The following is an 18,518-nucleotide window of genomic DNA, read 5'->3' as shown; positions in this document are numbered from 1 at the left end:
CGCAGATGCCGATTAACAGGTCGGGTTTCACCCGGCGGGCGTTTTCGACCGTCCACTGCATGAGTTTGCCGACGCCCTTGCGGTCCAGCACGATAAAGGGTTATCCGCCAGGATTTTCTTTTCCAGGTAGGGCTGCATAAACTTGCCCTCGGCGTCATCCCGGGAAAAGCCCAAGGTGGTTTGGGTCAGGTCGTTGGTGCCGAAGGAGAAGAATTCCGCCTGGGCAGCAATTTCATCGGCCAGCAGTGCAGCCTGGGTACCTCGATCATGGTGCCCACCGTGTAGTGGAAATCCACGCCGGTGGCTTCTTTTACCTCTTCCGCTACACCCTCCACCAGTTGACGCAGGTAAGCCAGTTCCTTTACTTCAATTACCAGGGGAATTTCCACCTCCGGTTCAACCTTGAAGCCTTCCTTTACCAAACGGGCAGTGGCCTGGAAAATGGCCCTGGCCTGCATAGCGTATACTTCCGGCCAGGTAATACCCAGGCGGCAGCCCCGGTGACCCAGCATGGGGTTGAACTCGGACAGGGAACTGACTTTGCGCAGCAGGTCTTCCTTTTGTTTAATTTCCGCCGGGCTGCCGTTGGTCAGTTTGAGGCGGCTGATTTCCACCGCCAGTTCTTCCGCATTGGGCAAGAATTCGTGGAGCGGCGGGTCCAGCAGGCGAATGCATACCGGCAGGCTTTCCATGGCCTTCAAAATGCCGTAGAAGTCCTCTTCCTGCATGGGCAGCAGTTTGGCCAGGGCCTCCGCCCTTTCTTCAATGTCGGTGGCCAGGATCATTTGCTGTACAATGGGCAGGCGGTTCTGGGCCATGAACATGTGCTCGGTACGGGTTAAGCCAATTCCTTCGGCACCAAATTCTCTGGCCTTGGCAGCGTCTTCCGGCGTGTCGGCGTTGGCCCGGACACCCAGGGCACGGATTTCATCGGCCCACTGTAACAGTTCCTGGAATTCCGCAGACAGCTCGGGCTCAATCATGGGCACTTCACCCAGGATGACCTGACCGGTGGAGCCGTCAATGGAAATGATGTCGCCGTCCTTAACAACGATATCTCCAACGATAAATCGTTTGTTTTCGTAATCAATCTTGATGGCTTCGCAACCGCAGACACAGGGTTTTCCCATCCCCCGGGCCACAACGGCCGCGTGGCTGGTCATGCCGCCCCGGGAGGTAAGAATCCCCTGGGCCGCCACCATGCCGTGGATGTCGTCCGGTGTGGTTTCGGTCCCCACCAGGATTACCCTTTGACCCTGTTCATTCAGACTTTCTGCCAGGTCCGCATTAAACACAACGGAGCCGGAAGCAGAGCCAGGAGATGCCGGTAAACCTTTGGCGATCACATCCAATTTGGCGTTGGGGTCGATGCGGCGGTGCAGCAGTTGGTCCAACTGAGCGGGATCGATACGGAGAATGGCAGTTTCTTTACCAATAATGCCTTCTTTTACCATCTCCACTGCGATGCGAATGGCAGCCTGGGCCGTGCGCTTGCCGTTACGGGTCTGCAGCATCCACAACCGGTTGCGTTCAATGGTGAATTCAATGTCCTGCATATCTTTATAATGGTTTTCCAGCAGCGTGCAGGTGCGGGCAAACTGCTGGTAAACATCGGGCATTGCTTCTTCTAATTTGGCAATGGGCTGGGGGGTACGGATGCCGGCTACCACGTCTTCCCCCTGGGCGTTGGTCAGAAACTCGCCGTAGAGAACCTTTTCGCCGGTGGAAGGGTTGCGGGTAAAAGCCACACCGGTACCGCAATCGTCACCCATGTTGCCAAACACCATGGCCTGTACATTGACAGCGGTTCCCAGGTCGTCGGGAATTCTGTGAATCTTGCGGTAAATAATGGCACGGTCATTTTCCCAGGAATTGAATACCGCATAAATGGCTCTGTAGAGCTGTTCCTTGGGGTCCTGCGGGAAATCTTTTCCTGTCTCCTTACAAACGATAAACTTGTATTTTTCAATTACTTCCTGCCAATCTTCGGCAGTCAATTGATTGTCAAACTGGACGTTTCTCTTGTATTTTTGCTCCTCCAAAAAGGCTTCAAATTTGTGATGTTCGATATCCAGCACAACATTACCAAACATTTGAATAAAGCGGCGGTAGCAATCATAGGCCCAGCGGGCATTGCCGCTGCTGGCAGCCAGACCGGTGACGGTTTGGTCATTGAGGCCCAGGTTCAGAACGGTGTCCATCATCCCGGGCATGGATATGACTGCGCCGGAGCGGACAGAAACCAGGAGAGGTCCGCTGGGATCGCCGAATTTCTTGCCCAGGGTTTGCTCCAGCCAGGCCACCTTTTGCTCCACTTCCTCTTCCATGCCCGCGGGGAATTTGCGCCCGGCTATGTAAAACTCTTTACATGCCTCGGTGGTAATGGTAAAGCCCGGGGGAACCGGCAGGCCAATGTTGGTCATTTCCGCCAGGTTCGCGCCTTTACCGCCCAAAAGGCTTTTCATATCAGCTCTTCCTTCAGAAAACGCATATACGTATTTTCTGCTTGCCAATTCAATTCCCTCCTAGTAACTTCTCACATCTCACTTCTCATTTGTGTCGTTCGCCCCGGTAATAAATCTCCAGCACTTTGCTGGCGGTTTCTTCCACAGCCTTGTTGGTAACATCGATGACCGGGCAGCCCACCCGTTTCATAATTCCCTCGGCATATTCCAGTTCCTTCAGAATACGCTCCGGACTGGCATAGTCCGCATGGGATGTCAGGCCGAGGGTTTTCAGCCGCTCGGTGCGAATGACGTTTAACTGCTGCGGCTTAATGGTTAAACCGATGGCCTTGTGGGGCGGCAGGTTGAAAATCTCCTGGGGCGGTGCCACTTCCGGCACCAGTGGAACGTTGGCCGCTTTAATCCGCTTGTGGGCCAGGTACATGCTGAGGGGTGTCTTGGAAGTGCGGGATACCCCTAAGATCACCAGATCTGCCCTGAGAATGCCCCGGGGGTCCTTGCCGTCATCATACTTTACGGCAAATTCAATGGCCTCAACCCGCCGGAAATACTCCTCATCCAGCTTGTGCACCAGGCCCGGTTCCAATTTGGGCGGACCGGAGGTGATCAGCGTCAGGGCATCCAGAAAAGGGCCCATGATATCCACTGTGGGAATGTGATGCTTATCGGCTTCCCGTACCAGAACCTCCCGCAGTTCCGGCAGAACCAGGGTAAAGGCAATAATACAATTTTGTCCCTGGGCTTCGTCCACAATCTCTACAATACCCTGGGGATCATTTACATAGGGAACCCGGCGAATCAGCACGTTCCCACCGTTAAACTGGCTGGCAGCGGCCTTGGCCACCAGTTCCGCCGTCTCACCAATGGAATCGGAAACGATGTAGATCACCGGATTATCGTCTTTCGGCGCAATAATGGTTAACCCCTCCTCAAGACCCTTCTCCCAATTCAATAAAGAGCCTGGTTACGTTGGTCTTAGAAAATCTCCCAGTGACTTCATAATCTTTATCTCTGGTACCTGGAACAGCTCTTACCACGGGCAGGGAATCCACCTCGTGGGTTAACAGCTTGTGGGATGCCAGCCAGACCGAATCGTTTTCCAGGGCCATGTGGACGTTGGGCATGCGGGTCATGATGACGCCCACCGGCAGCTTGTGAATGTCATGCCCACCCAGGGTGGTCTTTAAAAGATCTTTGCGGGACACAACGCCCTCCAGCAAGCCACCTTCCCGGACAACGTACAGGGTTCCCACATCCTCAATAAACATGGTCACCACTGCATCATAAACGGTGCAGTTCTCGGGCACCACAATGGGGACCGATTTAACCTCCCCTACCTTGATGCGGGTGATTTTATCCGCCGGCACCCGGTCCGCGGCTTTGCCGCTGTAAAAATACCCGACCCGCGGACGGGCCTCCAGCAACCCTGCCATGGTAAGAATGGATAAATCGGGTCTCAGTGTCGATCTGGTCAGGTTGAGCTGTTCCGCAATTTGCTCACCGGTGATGGGACCATGCTGTTTGACGATTTCTATAATGGTTTCCTGCCGTTTGGAAAGTTCCATCCCCTCATCCCCAACCTTAAATGTGACATACTAATTGAAATTCAATACCTATAATATATAATATTTTGCTTAAAAAATCCCTACTTTTACGAAACTTTTTGGGTTATTTTTTAAAATTATTTAACCTCTACCACAATCTTGTTAAAATCTGCCACACTCTTACTTAATTCAACCAGCCTCTTTAAAAGGGCCAGGCGGTTGGTTTTGACTGCCTCGTTTTCCACCATCACCATGACACTTTCAAAGAAGGCATTCAGGGGTTTCTGGATACCGGCAATGTGCTGCAGGGCGGCGGCATAATCCCTTTTTTCCAGGAGCGGCTGCACTTCTTTTTGGAGAACTGATAACCGGCTGTACAATTCCTGTTCCGCCGGGTGCTCAAGATAGGCCTCCTGAATTTGCGTGGAAGCTGCATGTTTGGCCAGGCTGTTGGCCCGGTTAAAGGCGGTCATCAGGCGCCGAAGGCCGGCAACTCCCGGAAAGAGGCCACGGCCAGCCCTCTGTCCACCACGTCGGCCAGGTCGTCAAAGCCGGCGGCCAGCACCGCATCGACGATATCATAGGACAGGCCCCTGTCGCTGAGGATGCCCTTGAGCCGCTGTTTAAAGAACTCTTCGATTTCACCGGTCACCCGGGCCAGTTCATGCTTTAATGCCACTTCTTCGCTGTAACCTTGATAAGCCCATTCAATAAGCTGCTTGAGGGAAAGGTGGATGTTCCCTTCAATTAAAATGTGACAAATTCCCAGGGCCTGGCGGCGCAGGGCATAGGGGTCCTGGGAACCGGTGGGCTGAATGCCGATGGCGAAGCAGCCGACAATGGTATCCATCTTGTCGGCCAGGCTCAGGACACGGCCTGCCAGCGTTTCAGGCAGGCGGTCACCGGCAAAACGGGGCAGGTAATGTTCAAAGATGGCCTCGGCCACCGCCGGGTCCTCCCCGTTGCGCAGGGCGTATTCGCGTCCCATTTCACCCTGCAGCTCCGGAAACTCGTAAACCATGTTGGTAACCAGGTCTGCCTTGGCCAGCAGGGCAGCCCGCTGGACTTTTTCCTTTTCCTGTTCGCCGGCCCCCAGTTCCCCGGCCAGGTGATCCGCCAGGGCACCGATGCGGTCCACTTTGTCGGCAATGGAGCCCAATCCTTCCAGGAAGACCACTTTTTTCAGGCCGTTTACTTTGCCTGCCAGGGGCTGCTTCAAATCCTCTTCAAAGAAGAAGGCGGCGTCGGCCAGGCGGGCCCGCAGTACCTTTTCGTTACCGGCTGTAACAATTTCTATATATGCGTTGGTGCCGTTTCTTACAGCAATAAATTTATTTAAAAGTTTTCCATCCTTGTCTAAAACCGGAAAATAGCGCTGGTGTTCCCGCATGGGAGTCACCAGAACCGCCGGGGGAAGTCTCAAATAGTCCGGATCAAAGCTGCCGCAGAGGGCGGTGGGCCACTCCAGGATGTTGGTGATCTCATCCAGCAGGCCTTCGTCCATTTCCACCATGCCGCCTTCGGCGGCGGCCAACTCCTGCACCTGCTGCCAGATGATTTCTTTGCGCTCGACGGGATCCACCAGCACGTAGGCAGCCCGTATTTTGGTGAAGTAGTCCGCAGGATTCAAGATGGACAGGTCTCCGGTGGCCAGGAATCGATGACCGCAGGTATAGCGGTCCGCTTGTAAACCGGCCAGTTCAAAGGGCACCACTTCTTCCCCGAACAGGGATAGCAGCCAGCGAATGGGGCGGGCAAAACGCAGTTCCAGGTCCCCCCAGCGCATGGGTTTGGGGAAATGCAGGCCGGTGATCAGGCCGGGACAAATTTCCGCCAGCACCCGGGCAGTGGGGCGGCCTTCCTCCCGCTTCAGGGCATAAAGGTATTCCACCTGGCCGATGCTGCGCACCACCAGGTCCTCCGGGCTGACCCCCTGGGAGCGTGTAAATCCTAACAGGGCCTTGGTGGGATTGCCGTCCACATCGTAAGCAGCCTTTTGGGCCGGTCCTTTCACTTCCTTTTCCAGAGCGGCTTGATGTTCAGCCACCCCTTTTACGTAAAGCACCAGCCGGCGGGGGGTGCCGCAGGTCTGGATGTCGCCGTGTTCAATTCTCTGCTCCTGCAGGGTCTTGGCGGCGAGTTCCTTTAATTGTGTCAAAGCCGGTCCCAGGAAGCGGGCAGGCATTTCTTCGATGCCAATCTCAAGTAAAAAGTCTTTAGCCATTTACTTTGCCACCTTTCTTTAGCAGGGGGAATCCCAGTTTTTCTCGCTGTTCCACATAGGCCTGGGCACAGGCGCGGGCCATTTGCCGCACCCGGGCAATAAAGCCCTGGCGTTCGGAAACACTGATGGCTCCCCGGGCATCCAGCAGGTTAAAGGTATGGGAGCATTTTAAAACATAATCATAGGCAGGTAGCACCAGTCCCTTTTCCAGGATGCGGTTGGCCTCGGTCTCATACATGTCAAATAAATCAAAGAGCATTTCGGTGTTGGCCACTTCAAAGTTGTAGCCGGACTGCTCCACTTCGTTCTGGTGGTAAACGTCCCCGTAGGTGATGTCGTCCACCCAAAGGATGTCAAAGACGCTGTCTTTCTGCTGAATAAACATGGCCAGCCTTTCCAGGCCATAGGTGATTTCAGCGCTGACCGGACGGCAGTCGATGCCGCCGCACTGCTGGAAATAGGTAAACTGGGTGACTTCCATGCCGTCCAGCCACACTTCCCAACCCAAACCCCAGGCGCCCAGTGGGGGACTCCCAGTTGTCTTCCACAAAGCGGATATCATGCTTGTCCGGATCGATGCCGATGGCCCGCAGGGAATCCAAATAAACAGGGATGACATCATCCGGGGAGGGCTTGAGAATGACCTGGTATTGGAAATAGTGCTGCAGCCGGTTGGGGTTTTCCCCGTAACGGCCGTCGGTGGGACGGCGGGACGGCTCCACATAGGCCACCCGCCAGGGTTCCGGGCCCAGGGCCCGTAAAAAGGTGGCCGGGTTCATGGTGCCGGCGCCCTTTTCAATGTCGTAGGGCTGCTGGATAATGCAGTTTTGTTCGGCCCAGAATTTATTGAGGGCCAATATTAATTCCTGGAAATTCAAAATTCATCTTCCTCCTGTTCTTATTTGGTTGTAATGTGACAAGCTTCAAAATAAAAACTCCCGCCCCTGACAGTACGTCAGGGACGGGAGATGCTTCCCGCGGTTCCACCCTGTTTGGCTGTTTTCACAGCCCGCCTTCATTGTTTGCAGGATTTACTGACCTGATAAACAGGCTTTCCCCCTGCCGCTCGGGAACCCCCGTATTTGGCCTGCTTTTACCGGCTTCCACCGTCCCGGCTCGCTGCAAAAAACGTTCTGCCAAATAACCTTTCCTTCATCGCGAATTTTTCAATTCACCATACCAAAAAATCTACCAAAAGACCGGGGTAATGTCAATAGTTTTAATGTTTGGGAGATTCACCCGGAACCTCATCCTCGGGTATCTCCACCTCGGGCTGCCAGTTATCTTTTTGCTCGCCAAACTCCAGGCGGTAATTATTGGCCAACCCGGCAATGGTGCCCAGGGCGCCCACAATTAACACCGGCGTGCTGGCCATCGCCCCCAGCACCCCCAGGGCCCCCAGCGTGGCGGGAAATTCCACAACGGTATTGTCATCCTTCTTAATTTTTACTTTCGTCTTTTGACCCTTTTCAATAAGCGCCTTAAATTGCCCTACCACCTCATTGCCTTTACCGTGCAGTTTTTCATTCCAGTTTCTGTTTTTCTCTTCCAGCTTAATCAAGGCCTGTACAACATCTCCCTCGGCTGCGTCCAGGGCCTCTTTCGCCTCTTTGTAGCCAACACCCAGCCGGGCACGCAGAAGGTCTATTTTTTCCAATTCACTGGTCACAGAGCATTCCTCCCTTAGTCCTTTGTACTATATATTTGTACCCCTGCCAGGGCTACTTTTATACAATCTATCCAGAAATTCCGTCGTTTTAAGTCTTTTTTCCAGGTTATATTCAATATATGCCCGGAGCAGGGCGCTTAGTTCCTGCCGGAGAATCTCCGGCACTTTAAGTTGATGAAGCTTTGTTAATTTCCAGCGGTAAAGTGTCTTCAGCACTTCCAATGTTCCCCGGTTAAATACCGTGATTTTATTTTCTGCAGATGCGCATGCCTGGCAAAGCAGGCCACCCAGGTTGGCGCTGAAACGAATTTTTGTTTCTGTCAGGGGTTCCCCACAACCGGAGCAGGCATTCAGTTCCGGCTTAAAGCCGGCCAGGCCGATTAATCTGGCCTCAAAGGCCCGCATGGCCATTTCCGTTTCCCCCGCGGCAAGCAGGTGCAGGGTGCTGAGCAGCAGGGCGAAAATGCCCTGGTTGGGCTCTCCTTCTCCCACAAAACCATCCGTCAACTCCGCCACATAGGAGGCTGCGGTCAGCCGGTTCAATTCCAGCCTTACTTCCGGAAAGGCTTCCCGCAGCTCGGCCTGGCTCACCGAATCCAGTTCTCTACCCTGGTGCATCATAAAGGTGGAATAGCAAAAGGGCTGCACAGCCCCCCGCTTACGGCTGTTTGGTTTGGCGGCCCCGTGGGCCACCGCCCTTTGCTTTCCCCTTTGGACAGAATATAAGGTGATAATTTTATCCGCTTCCCGCATATCCCTGGATTTTAAAACAATGGCGTCTAGTTTATAAAGTTTCATCGGGAGACCCTGTCACCTTTCTGAAGTTACTTAGAAAAATATCGTGAATTACGTTATTTTAATCCTATTATAACGTAAATTACGGTATTCTTCGGGACAAAATAATAGCAGATTATTTAGATAACCCCATCTGGTCAGAATCTTGTAAATGATTAAGGCCGCCGTGGTTTTGCGCACTTCTATGACGGTTCTGGAGATTTTAGCCGTTTCTTCTTTCCTTGCTTTGAATTTTCTTGAAATTCTTGTACAATGGTGGAGGGAGGAGATGCGCTTGCGTATTGTTGTTGCGATCACCGGGGCTACCGGTGTACTATACGGAATCACCCTTTTAAAGCAATTAAAAAAAATGGATGTGAAAACCCACCTTATTCTGAGCCGGTGGGCCAGGCGCACCATTGAGCTGGAAACATCCTATACACCGGGAGAAGTGGCTGAACTGGCAGACGTTTTTTATGCTGAGGATGACCTGGCGGCTGCCATATCCAGCGGGTCCTTCCGGCACCAGGGGATGGTGATCGCCCCTTGCAGCATGAAAACGCTGGCGGGACTGGCCCATGGTTACGCTGAAAACCTGATCGTCCGGGCTGCCGATGTCACTCTGAAGGAAGGCCGGCCTTTGATTTTGGTGCCAAGGGAAACGCCCTTAAACGTCATTCATCTGGAAAACATGCTAAAACTGGCGCGAGCCGGGGCGGTGATTCTGCCTCCCATGCCTACGTTTTACCACCGGCCTGCATCCGTCCAGGACATCGTTGACCAGACGGTAGGACGTATTCTGGACCGCTTGGGACTGGAGAACGACCTTGTGAAAAGGTGGACTGAGTGATTACGCCGCTTGTTAAGTGCCTCATGGGTACAAGACAGTTAAGTCGTTCGCTGTGGATAACGGAACGCTCTTGCCAATTCGGAGAGAGTAACCCTTATTTATTAACACTTTGAGCCACGCATTGCGTGGCTCAATTATGTTTACCTTATATTTTACTTGTCGTTAGGAAGCAGCACCCGTGTCAGCAGTGGCATTTTCCCCGGTAGTTTCTGTCTCACCGGCAGTGGTTGTATTGCCCTCGGTACTCTCCTCAGTTGTTGTATCTGTATTTGTATCCGTTGATGCATTCTCTTGCTGAGTTGTCTCAACGGTTTGTTCAATTAAAACGGCCTGGCCTTCTTCATTGGTCACCACTCTTACCGGGGAACCGGCTACCAGATCGGATGCTTCGGCCCTCTGACCGTTAACGAAGATGACGGCATCTTGAGCTAGAACCACTTCGCTGGCATTATCGCCTGTGCCAATTTTCAGCACCTGGTTGCCGTCCACCGTTTCAACTGCCTGAAGTGCATTGGCGTCCTGGTTTTGCTGCTGTTGTTCGGTGAGAACCCTGTCAATAAGAGCGGCAATCTGGGCCCGGGTAATGGAACTGTTGGGGTTCAGCATGCCGCCGGGGCCCCCTTTGACAATTCCTTCGTTATACAGGGCCATGACATAGCCGATATCTTCCGGGGATACTAAAAGACCGTCTTTAAAAGGTAGGCTGGAGGTGTCCACCGGCTCCAATCCCATGGCCTTGGCAACCCAGACCATAGACTGCACCCGGCTGGCCTGAACGCCGGAGTGGAAGCGGTTAAGGTTAATGATTCCCTTGGCTTTGGCCTTAGTTACAACTCCCTTGGCCCAGTCCGGAACATCACTGAGTTCATCCTCTGTGCCGGTTTCTCCGGTGGCTGTTTCCTCTTCGGTGGGCTGCTCTGCAGTGGCGCCGGTTTGTTCCGCTGTACCGATGGTTTCTTCAAGGGTCGTCTCCTGGGTATCCAGAGCGCCCATAACCATGGCAATGACCTGCTCTTCAGTCACGGGGTCCTCGGGGTGGAAACCACCGTCGGGGAAACCGGAAACAACACCCAGCAGTTGCAGCCGTTGAATAGGAACTTGGGCCCAGTGTTTGCCGGTGTCCTTAAAGGCTTTGGCTTCTTTCTTTGCCTGGAACTTTACTGCACGGTCTGCCTTGTTAGATTGCTTGGCCTGAATGGCAGTTTCTTTTTTCTCTTTAACGGTTACATGGTTGCCGCCTTTTTGCACCTGGCTGCCGGAAGGGTTACCGCCTTTGGAGGAGGACCCTTTTCCTTGTCCCGGGGCCGCATCCGCTGCAGCGCCGCCCACCAGCAGAGCTCCTACCAGGGCTGACGTGATTATGGCTGTCCTGAGTTTGCTCATTAAAAACACTCCTTTATCTGGAATTATTTTCTTATGTTCTTTATTACGAAAATTTATCACATTTTGATGGGGTTTGTTCTAGTCCATTTGTCCTATTTTTTAGTCCCAAAAGCAAAAACGGCGAGTCTAAGTTCGCCGTTTGATAAAGCAAGGGATATTAGAGCAGCAGCCAGGTGGCCAGGCCGAAGTAGATGAACATGCTGGTGACATCCATCAGGGTGGATATAAAGGGGCCGGAGGCAACTGCCGGGTCAGCGCCTAAACGATGAATAATCACCGGAAAAAAACTGCCCAGTATGGTGGAAATGGTGATATTAATTCCCAGAGCCAAACCCACAACAAAACCCAGGGTGGGTTGGCCCTGCCACAGCACCGCCACCAGGGCCAGGACCGAACCGCTTACGATACCCACGATAACCCCCACCTGGGCTTCTTTCAAAATGGCCTTCAGCAAACGCCGCTGGTCCACCTCCCCTGTGGCCAGTCCCCGCACCACCAGGGCCAGGGATTGGGTGGCCGCATTCCCCGGGCCACCGGCCATGGCCGTCATAAAAAACGCCAGCGCTGTAACCTTTTCCAGAGTCCCTGAGAAACTCTCAATGACATTGCCTGCGATGAGTCCCCCGAATAACAGACCCACCAACCAGGGCAGTCGTTTGCTTGCCCTCTGCCAGGGGCCGGTCTCCACCAAATCCTGGCCTTCCGCATCCAGGTTGGCCAGCTTCAGGATGTCCTCGGTGGCCTCCTCTTCCAGAACGTCCAGCACATCGTCCACGGTTATAATTCCCAGCAGCTGGTTTTGGTCGTTGACCACCGGGATGGCAATAATGTCATATTTCGCCACCATCCGGGCGACCTTTTCCTGGTCATCCCACACGTTGGCGCTGACGACCCGCCGGGTTACCACTTGCTCAAGCCGGGCGTCGGGCGGGGCCGTAATAAGCTGCCGCAGGGAAATGACGCCCGTTAACTCTGCGTTTTCGTTGATGGAGTAAACGTAATATATGGTCTCAACTTCAGAACCCTCTTCCCGCAGGTGTTCAATGGCCCGGGCGACGGTGATATCTTCTTTCAGGGACACATACTCGGTGGTCATAATGCCGCCGGCGGTATCCTTGCCGTATTTCAGAAGCTCCCGCACATCCTCAGCCTCGGCGTCCTCCATCAGGTTCAGAAGTTGGTCCTTTTGGCTTTCCGGCAGTTCGCCAGAATATCGGCTGCATCATCATCGGACATGTCGTTTAATACTTCCGCCAGCCTCTTGGGCCCCAGGGCCTCAATTAAGGGGGGGACGATATCCCGGTCCAGCTCATACAAAATCAAAGCGGCCCTTTCCGGTCCGGCCGCCCGCATAACACGAACCCTTTGGGCCAGGGATACCCGGGGAAGGGCTTCGGCAACATCTGCGGGATGCAGGTCCTCCAAGCAGTCCCGCAGCTTCTTTTCATTAAGTTGATGTAAGCATTCTTCAACTGTTAGGGTTCTTTCCCCTACGGGCCGCTGCAAATCTGCATCCCCCCGGTTATTCTTCCTCCATAAAGCCGAAATTTCTGAGATCGGCCATCTTGTTTCGCCAATCCTTTTTCACTTTCACCCAAAGCTCTAAATAAACCTTTGACCCCAGCAGATTTTCTATTTCTTCCCTGGCGCGACGCCCCACTTCCTTGAGCATGGAACCACCCTTGCCAATCAAGATGGCCTTTTGGGAATCCCGCTCGGTATAAATGACGGCGTTTATAGCCACCACACCGTTGTTCCTCTCCTGGATCTGTTCCACCACCACGGCCACCGAATGGGGCACTTCTTCACTGGTAAGCTGCAGCACCTTTTCCCGGATGATTTCGGCCATAATGAACCGTTCCGGCCGGTCGGTGACCATATCCGCCGGGTAATACCGGGGGCCTTCCGGCAGGTATCGAATAATGGTGTCGATCAACCGGTCCACATTCTCCCCGTCCAGAGCAGAAACGGGAATGACTTCCGCGAAGGGCAGCAGGTCTTTGTAGCTGTTGATTAAACCCAGCACCGCTTCCTTCTTGACCAGGTCTATTTTATTGATCATAAGAAAAACAGGTGTCTGAATTCCCTGTAGTTGTTCAGCAATGTACCGGTCTCCGGAACCGGGCGGACCGGTGGCTTCCACCAGAAATAACACCACGTCCACTTCCTTGAGGGCTCCCAGGGCAACATCCACCATGTATTCTCCCAGTTTATGTCTTGGTTTATGGATACCCGGCGTGTCAAGGAAAACAATTTGGGCGTCATTTCGGCTGAGCACCGAGTGGATTTTATGCCGGGTGGTCTGGGGTTTGTCCGACATAATGGCAACCTTTTGACCAACCAGTTTGTTCAACAAAGTTGATTTCCCTACATTGGGCCGCCCTACTAAAGCTACAAAACCGGAGCGGTATCCTTCCGGAGTGTTGAGCATGGTTTAATAACCTCCTTGCAAAAAGGTAGTCCCACAGCTGTTTGGCTGTTCGCTGTTGGCTTAAGGGTATTCCTTTGGGGTCTTGCCATCGGCCATCAGCCATCGGCTTTTTTATTCTTTAGCTAAGAGCTGAGGGCTAAAGGCAATACCCCGTAGCATTGTGTCCTTATACTTTTTCCATGTCTTCGGCAGTAAAATAACCTGGAAGCAGTTCCTCTACCGTTTTACTGACATAACCGCCCTTCAGATTCGCCATATGTACCTTGATTTTTCCGCCAAATTCGGATAATACCTGGCGGCAGGCGCCGCAGGGGCTGCAGAGGGTCGGCACATCCGCCATCACGGCGATAGAGTCAAATTCTTTGCATCCTTCCGAAACAGCCTTAAAAACCGCCGTGCGTTCGGCGCAACAGGTAAGGCCGTAGGAAGCATTTTCCACATTGCAGCCGGTAAAAATTTTGCCGTCTTTGGTTAACAGAGCAGCTCCCACTTTAAACTTGGAATAGGGAACATAGGCCTTTTCTCTGGCCTCCCTGGCCATCTCTATAAGTTTCTCCGCTGAGACAGTCATTTAAACACCTCCTTGACTAATGCTGCATTCCTTTGGGGTTAAGTTGATAGCCTTTGGATTATTTCTTTTGATCAGTAGGGGGGCTAACCCCTTTTGGGGAAAAGCTGGATTCTAAAGAAATACTTTTAAGATTTTCGGCCACAACACAAAATATGCTACCATTAAAGCATTGATGGCTGCCAGGAGCACGGCCCCGGCGGCGCAGTCTTTGGCTGTCTTGGCCAGGGGGTGTTTTTGTGGGGAGGATAAGTCCACCACGCTTCGATGGCCGTATTAGCACACTCGGCAGCCAGTACAAAAAAGATGGCAAAAATAACGTCCACCCATTCGGAAGAGGATAAACGCAAAAAAAGGCTCACGGTTACGACCAGCATGGCGGCAACAAAGTGAACCTTCATATTTCTTTGGGTCCGTAACGCGTAAAGGATCCCGGATAATGCATGACCAAAACTTTTTAGAAACCACATTGACGATTAACCTTTCAGTATATGGACTAATACTGCATTCCTTTGGGGTATTTCTTTTGGGTCCTGTTGCTAGCAATTGAATTAAAATACTTGGGCCTAAAGCATTACCACAAAGTCTAACAACAGGACCCCGGGGAATGCCTGAAAGGCTAATGGCCTGATCCCAAAGAAATACCCTTTAGCGTAAAATGTTCAGCCGGTCCAAAATTGCCTCTTCCTTTTCCCGCATAACCTGCTTGTCCTCTTCGGTTTGATGGTCGTATCCCAGGAGATGCAAAGATCCGTGAGCGGTGAGGTAAGCAACTTCCCGTTCAAAGCTGTGTCCGTATTCCTCTGCCTGACGCCGGGCGGTGGGCAGTGAGATCACGATATCTCCCAGCAGATCTTCCGCTTCCTCCTCTTCGGGCATGGCCTCTCCTTCGTTTAAAGCAAAGGATAAGACGTCGGTTACTTTATCAATGCCCCGGTATTCCGCATTTAAACTTCGTATGTAATTGTCGTCCACAAAAATTAATCCTACTTCGGCTTCCGTCGAATAGCCCTCAGACTGCAAACTTTCCATAATCACGGCTTCTACCAGTTTAACCAGGGTGTCGCCACTGTTATTTTTTCCTGCAGATTACTTACGAGAACCGGCATGCGGGTTCTTTCTCCTTTCCATCTCCTGTTTCATGTCCGGGTACTCGATGCGGTTATGGAAAATACCCGAGAGTACCCGTAGGAAACTGTTGGCGATTGCATCCAAGTCTTTGAAGGTCAGATTGCACTCATCCAGTTGGCCGTCCATCAGCCGGTCTTTAATAATTTTTCGCACCAACCCTTCCACCCTGCCTGCGGTGGGGTTTTGCAAAGAACGGACGGCTGCCTCGATGTTATCGGCCAGCATCACGATAGCCGCTTCCTTGGTTCTGGGCTTGGGCCCTTCGTAGCGAAAATCTTCTTCATTCACAGACTCGGTGCGGTCTCCTTCCAGAGCCTTATGATAAAAATAGCTGACCAGGCTTTTGCCGTGATGCTGCTCGATAATGTCAATGATCGGCTGGGGCAATTTGTGCTCCCTGGCCAGTTCCACCCCATCCTTGACGTGGGACGTCAGAATCAAGGTGCTTAACGTGGGGGCTATTTTGTCGTGAGGGTTGTCTTCACCCAACTGGTTTTCAATGAAGAAATAGGGCCGCTTGATCTTACCGATGTCATGATAGTAGGCCCCGACCCGGACCACCAGCGGCTCCGCCCCCACACTCTCAGCTGCCGCCTCGGCGAGATTACCCACTAAAATACTGTGGTGATAGCTCCCGGGGGCTTCGGTTAAAAGCTTYTTCAGCAGCGGGKTKKTYSGGTTKGRMMAMYYCMRCAGTCTGACGGTTGAAGTAATGCCAAAMCTGGTTTCCAAATAAGGCAGGGCCCCGTTGGTCAGGATGGAGGACAGCAGCCCGTTGGCGATGCCCAGGGTCAGGGACGAGGTCACCAGCAGGTACCAGGGGACTCCGGTAATAAGCCCTACAATGGCGATAATCACCACATTGGTGGCTCCCACGTAAATACCGGCCCGCACCAGGTCTCCTCGCTGGCTTAACTTGGAAACACTGTAGACGCCGCTGACGCCGCCTACAAAGCCAACCAAACCAAAGTGAAACTGGTTGCCGGACATAACCCCCAACAGCAGGGCCAGGTTCATCACCAGCAGCAGCGCCAGTCTTGAATCCAGCAAAATGGTGATCAGCATGCCGGCCGCCGCCAAAGGGGCCAGATAACCAAAGAGAGCCCCAAACTCCGGCCACTGGCTCATATTGATGGCCATGACCGCCCGGGACACAATCAGTGTGATCAGACTGATAATACCGATTAGGTTGAGGTAACTGCCATTGCGGTAGATATCCTTATGATGGATATAGGTATAAAGCAACACCACCGCCATTAACAAGGCCACCAGTAATGCCGTGCCAAAAAGTGTGGCAAAGGTATGCTGGGGTCTGGATAAACCGAGGGCCTGCAGTTTTGCGATGTGTTCGTCCGTTACCACATCGCCCTGGCTGATAATTCTTTCTCTAAATTGAATACTCACCCGCACCGGAGGCACGCTCTCGGCTGCCTCCTGCTGCAACAGGCGGTATTTTTCATCATCAAAAAAGGCATTGGCGCGCAGAAAATGACGGACCAATCCCTGACCCAGCAGTCGATAGGGCTCTGAGAACTGCCTGGCTGCAATTTTACCTGCGGCCGCATCCTTTGCCTCCGCCAGGCGGTCAGCCGTAATGCCCTCTCCCTGGTCCAGCACCTCGGTCAGGACAGCGGAAATCCCTTCGGCCAGCTGGTCGGTGTTCAGCGGGTTGCCGGTGGCCAGCTTTTCCAGGGTTTGTTCCGTTAAATGAAAAGGCACCAGTGATTTTAACCGGGTCATTTTTGCAGCCGTTTCGGTTTGTGCGTCTGCCTGAACCGACTTGACATCCTGCAATACCTGGGTAATATCCTGGCGTACGGCGGCGGAAATGCCCTCATTGATTTCCGGCACCCGGGGTACCTTCTCCATAGCCCTCCTACGTTCTTCCGCGGTTTTTTCCTGGTCAACGTAAACCACGCTCTTGGGAGCATAAATGGTGGAAGGAGAAATCTGCCCCACCTGCAGGTTCACCTTTTGGGGGACAAATTCAAAGGATACCAGTAAGGTCATTAGCACGAAAAACAAACCTGCTGCAACATAACGTCTAAAATTTTTGTTTTTGAAAAGATATTTAAGGCCTCTGACAAGGCCTCCTCCGATTTCTCGCCATGAAAGCATAAAATCACTCCCCGACCTACAAAGAGGCCTGTCCTACTGTTCAGCCTGCTGTTCGTAAGCCCGGATAATCTCCATCACAAGGGGGTGGCGCACAATATCCGCCCCGGTCATCCACTGGAAGGCAATGCCCTTGACTCCTTCCAGCACTCTTTTGGCGTCTACCAGACCGGAGCTGGTTCCCTTGGGCAGGTCGATTTGGGTAATATCTCCCGTAATCACTGCCTTGGAGCCAAAGCCCAACCGGGTTAAAAACATTTTCATTTGCTCGGGTGTGGTATTCTGGGCTTCGTCCAGGATAATAAAGGCATCCTCCAACGTTCTGCCTCTCATGTAGGCAAGGGGCGCTATTTCAATCATATTTCTTTCCAGGTATTTTTGTGTGTGATCCAAGCCTAAGATGTCGTACAGACTGTCGTAGAGAGGTCTCAAGTAGGGGTCAATCTTTTCCTGCAAATCGCCGGGCAGAAACCCCAACTTTTCCCCCGCTTCCACGGCGGGGCGGGTGAGAATAAGACGGTTGACTTCTTTTTTCCGCAAAGCATTCACCGCCATGGCCACCGCCAGGTAGGTTTTGCCGCTGCCGGCGGGGCCAATGGCAAAGACAATATCGTTTTTCCTGATATTTTGAATGTAATCCTTTTGGCCTAAAGTTTTGGGCTTAACCTGCTTTCCCCTGGCAGTAACCAGTACAACATCCTTGGCCAAATTGGTCAGAGCCTGTTTGACGCCGGATTTTACGGACCTTAGCACATAATTAATTTCATGCCTGCCAATATGGTTGCCGGACTTATAGTATTCAAACAACTGGGAAAATACTTCTTCCCCCTGCTCCACTTGCTCCGGGGTGCCAATGAGGGTAAGTTCTTCTCCCCTGGCCACCACCCGGATGCCTAAACTTTGCTCAATCAAGTTAATATTTTCGTCCTGTTTGCCAAAAATCTCGGCTGCTGCCTCAAGATCCCCTATAACTACCTTTTGTTCAGTACGTTCGGTCAATCGTTATCCTCCTCAGCTGCCTTGAAGGGTTTGATAATGCCTATATCCTCTACCGTTTCTACAAAAGCCTTTATTCTGACAAGTTCTTCCTCTCTGCCGGTATTCACTTGTTCCAGCCGGCGTTCCATGATCTTTGCCCCCTGGGGCAGCTTGGCGTTCACTTCTTCCAGAGCCTTTTGTTCAGCAATTCTTTTGGCCCCTGCCTGACCATAATTCATCCGTTCCTTGAGTTTTTCAAGGTATTGCACAGTTCTAAGTTCGACGGGAATTGAAAGATTCCTCCATTTGGGCAGACTTTTAACATTCTGCTTCTCTTCGTAATATTGGAACGGGGATTCCTTGGGCCCTGATATGATTATTTCCTT

The 18,518-nt window shown here is 52.5% G+C and carries 13 protein-coding genes and 6 pseudogenes; 1 reads left to right on the top strand and 18 read right to left on the bottom strand.

Going from position 1 to position 18,518, the window contains the following annotated elements:
- The 8 genes and pseudogenes from ppdK to recO form a co-directional block, all read right to left on the bottom strand.
- Window positions 1-2,513: pseudogene (ppdK, locus tag P378_RS15560) on the bottom strand (pyruvate, phosphate dikinase); the annotation flags it as partial.
- 37 nt (window positions 2,514-2,550) lie between these two features.
- Window positions 2,551-3,417, bottom strand: coding sequence for a pyruvate, water dikinase regulatory protein (locus P378_RS15555; protein ID WP_099083892.1), 867 nt, complete (start codon window positions 3,415-3,417; stop codon window positions 2,551-2,553).
- On the bottom strand, window positions 3,395-4,030 hold the full coding sequence (gene ccpN / locus P378_RS15550; protein ID WP_099083891.1) for a transcriptional regulator CcpN: 636 nt from the start codon (window positions 4,028-4,030) through the stop codon (window positions 3,395-3,397). The genes P378_RS15555 and ccpN overlap by 23 nt, the downstream gene beginning before the upstream one ends.
- A gap of 116 nt (window positions 4,031-4,146) precedes the next feature.
- A pseudogene (glyS, locus tag P378_RS15545) lies at window positions 4,147-6,233 on the bottom strand (glycine--tRNA ligase subunit beta).
- Window positions 6,226-7,111: pseudogene (gene glyQ, locus P378_RS15540) on the bottom strand (glycine--tRNA ligase subunit alpha). Before glyQ ends, glyS begins: the two co-directional pseudogenes overlap by 8 nt.
- Window positions 7,112-7,235: 124 nt before the next feature.
- On the bottom strand, window positions 7,236-7,373 hold the full coding sequence (locus tag P378_RS19825) for a hypothetical protein (RefSeq protein ID WP_180261139.1): 138 nt from the start codon (window positions 7,371-7,373) through the stop codon (window positions 7,236-7,238).
- A gap of 79 nt (window positions 7,374-7,452) precedes the next feature.
- Window positions 7,453-7,902 (bottom strand): DUF4342 domain-containing protein, encoded by a 450-nt coding sequence (locus P378_RS15535; RefSeq protein ID WP_099083890.1) that lies wholly within the window; start codon window positions 7,900-7,902, stop codon window positions 7,453-7,455.
- Window positions 7,903-7,929: 27 nt separating this feature from the next.
- Complete coding sequence (gene recO / locus P378_RS15530) at window positions 7,930-8,700, bottom strand: DNA repair protein RecO (RefSeq protein WP_099083889.1); 771 nt, start codon at window positions 8,698-8,700, stop codon at window positions 7,930-7,932.
- Between the two features lie 271 nt (window positions 8,701-8,971).
- On the opposite strand from recO, the gene P378_RS15525 reads away from it, so the two are divergent.
- A complete protein-coding gene (locus tag P378_RS15525) occupies window positions 8,972-9,526 on the top strand; it encodes a UbiX family flavin prenyltransferase (protein WP_099083894.1) in 555 nt (184 codons plus the stop codon).
- Window positions 9,527-9,688: 162 nt separating this feature from the next.
- Here P378_RS15525 and P378_RS15520 read toward each other — a convergent pair whose 3' ends face one another.
- The 10 genes and pseudogenes from P378_RS15520 to P378_RS15480 form a co-directional block, all read right to left on the bottom strand.
- Window positions 9,689-10,909 carry an S-layer homology domain-containing protein gene (locus P378_RS15520; RefSeq protein ID WP_099083888.1) on the bottom strand — a complete coding sequence of 407 codons (1,221 nt, stop codon included), beginning with the start codon at window positions 10,907-10,909 and terminating at the stop codon, window positions 9,689-9,691.
- 157 nt (window positions 10,910-11,066) lie between these two features.
- Window positions 11,067-12,074 carry a magnesium transporter gene (gene mgtE / locus P378_RS15515; RefSeq protein WP_238473317.1) on the bottom strand — a complete coding sequence of 336 codons (1,008 nt, stop codon included), beginning with the start codon at window positions 12,072-12,074 and terminating at the stop codon, window positions 11,067-11,069.
- A gap of 5 nt (window positions 12,075-12,079) precedes the next feature.
- Window positions 12,080-12,415, bottom strand: coding sequence for a magnesium transporter MgtE N-terminal domain-containing protein (locus P378_RS22250; RefSeq protein WP_238473316.1), 336 nt, complete (start codon window positions 12,413-12,415; stop codon window positions 12,080-12,082).
- Between the two features lie 16 nt (window positions 12,416-12,431).
- Window positions 12,432-13,340 (bottom strand): GTPase Era, encoded by a 909-nt coding sequence (gene era / locus P378_RS15510; RefSeq protein WP_099083887.1) that lies wholly within the window; start codon window positions 13,338-13,340, stop codon window positions 12,432-12,434.
- Between the two features lie 166 nt (window positions 13,341-13,506).
- The gene (locus tag P378_RS15505) at window positions 13,507-13,911 is read right to left on the bottom strand and encodes a cytidine deaminase (RefSeq protein WP_099083886.1); all 405 of its coding nucleotides are present in this window, start codon (window positions 13,909-13,911) and stop codon (window positions 13,507-13,509) included.
- Between the two features lie 111 nt (window positions 13,912-14,022).
- Window positions 14,023-14,309 (bottom strand): annotated as a pseudogene (locus P378_RS15500) (diacylglycerol kinase family protein).
- 247 nt (window positions 14,310-14,556) lie between these two features.
- A pseudogene (gene ybeY / locus P378_RS15495) lies at window positions 14,557-15,017 on the bottom strand (rRNA maturation RNase YbeY).
- Window positions 14,998-17,157 (bottom strand): annotated as a pseudogene (locus tag P378_RS15490) (HD family phosphohydrolase). Before P378_RS15490 ends, ybeY begins: the two co-directional pseudogenes overlap by 20 nt.
- A 33-nt stretch (window positions 17,158-17,190) precedes the next feature.
- Window positions 17,191-18,153 (bottom strand): PhoH family protein, encoded by a 963-nt coding sequence (locus P378_RS15485; protein ID WP_099083885.1) that lies wholly within the window; start codon window positions 18,151-18,153, stop codon window positions 17,191-17,193.
- A partial coding sequence (locus P378_RS15480; protein WP_180261138.1) for a sporulation protein YqfD occupies window positions 18,150-18,518 on the bottom strand: 369 nt, incomplete at its 5' end. The genes P378_RS15485 and P378_RS15480, both read right to left, overlap by 4 nt.

The sequence above is a fragment of the Desulforamulus profundi genome (assembly GCF_002607855.1).
This window is presented reverse-complemented; position numbering and strand designations above follow the sequence as displayed.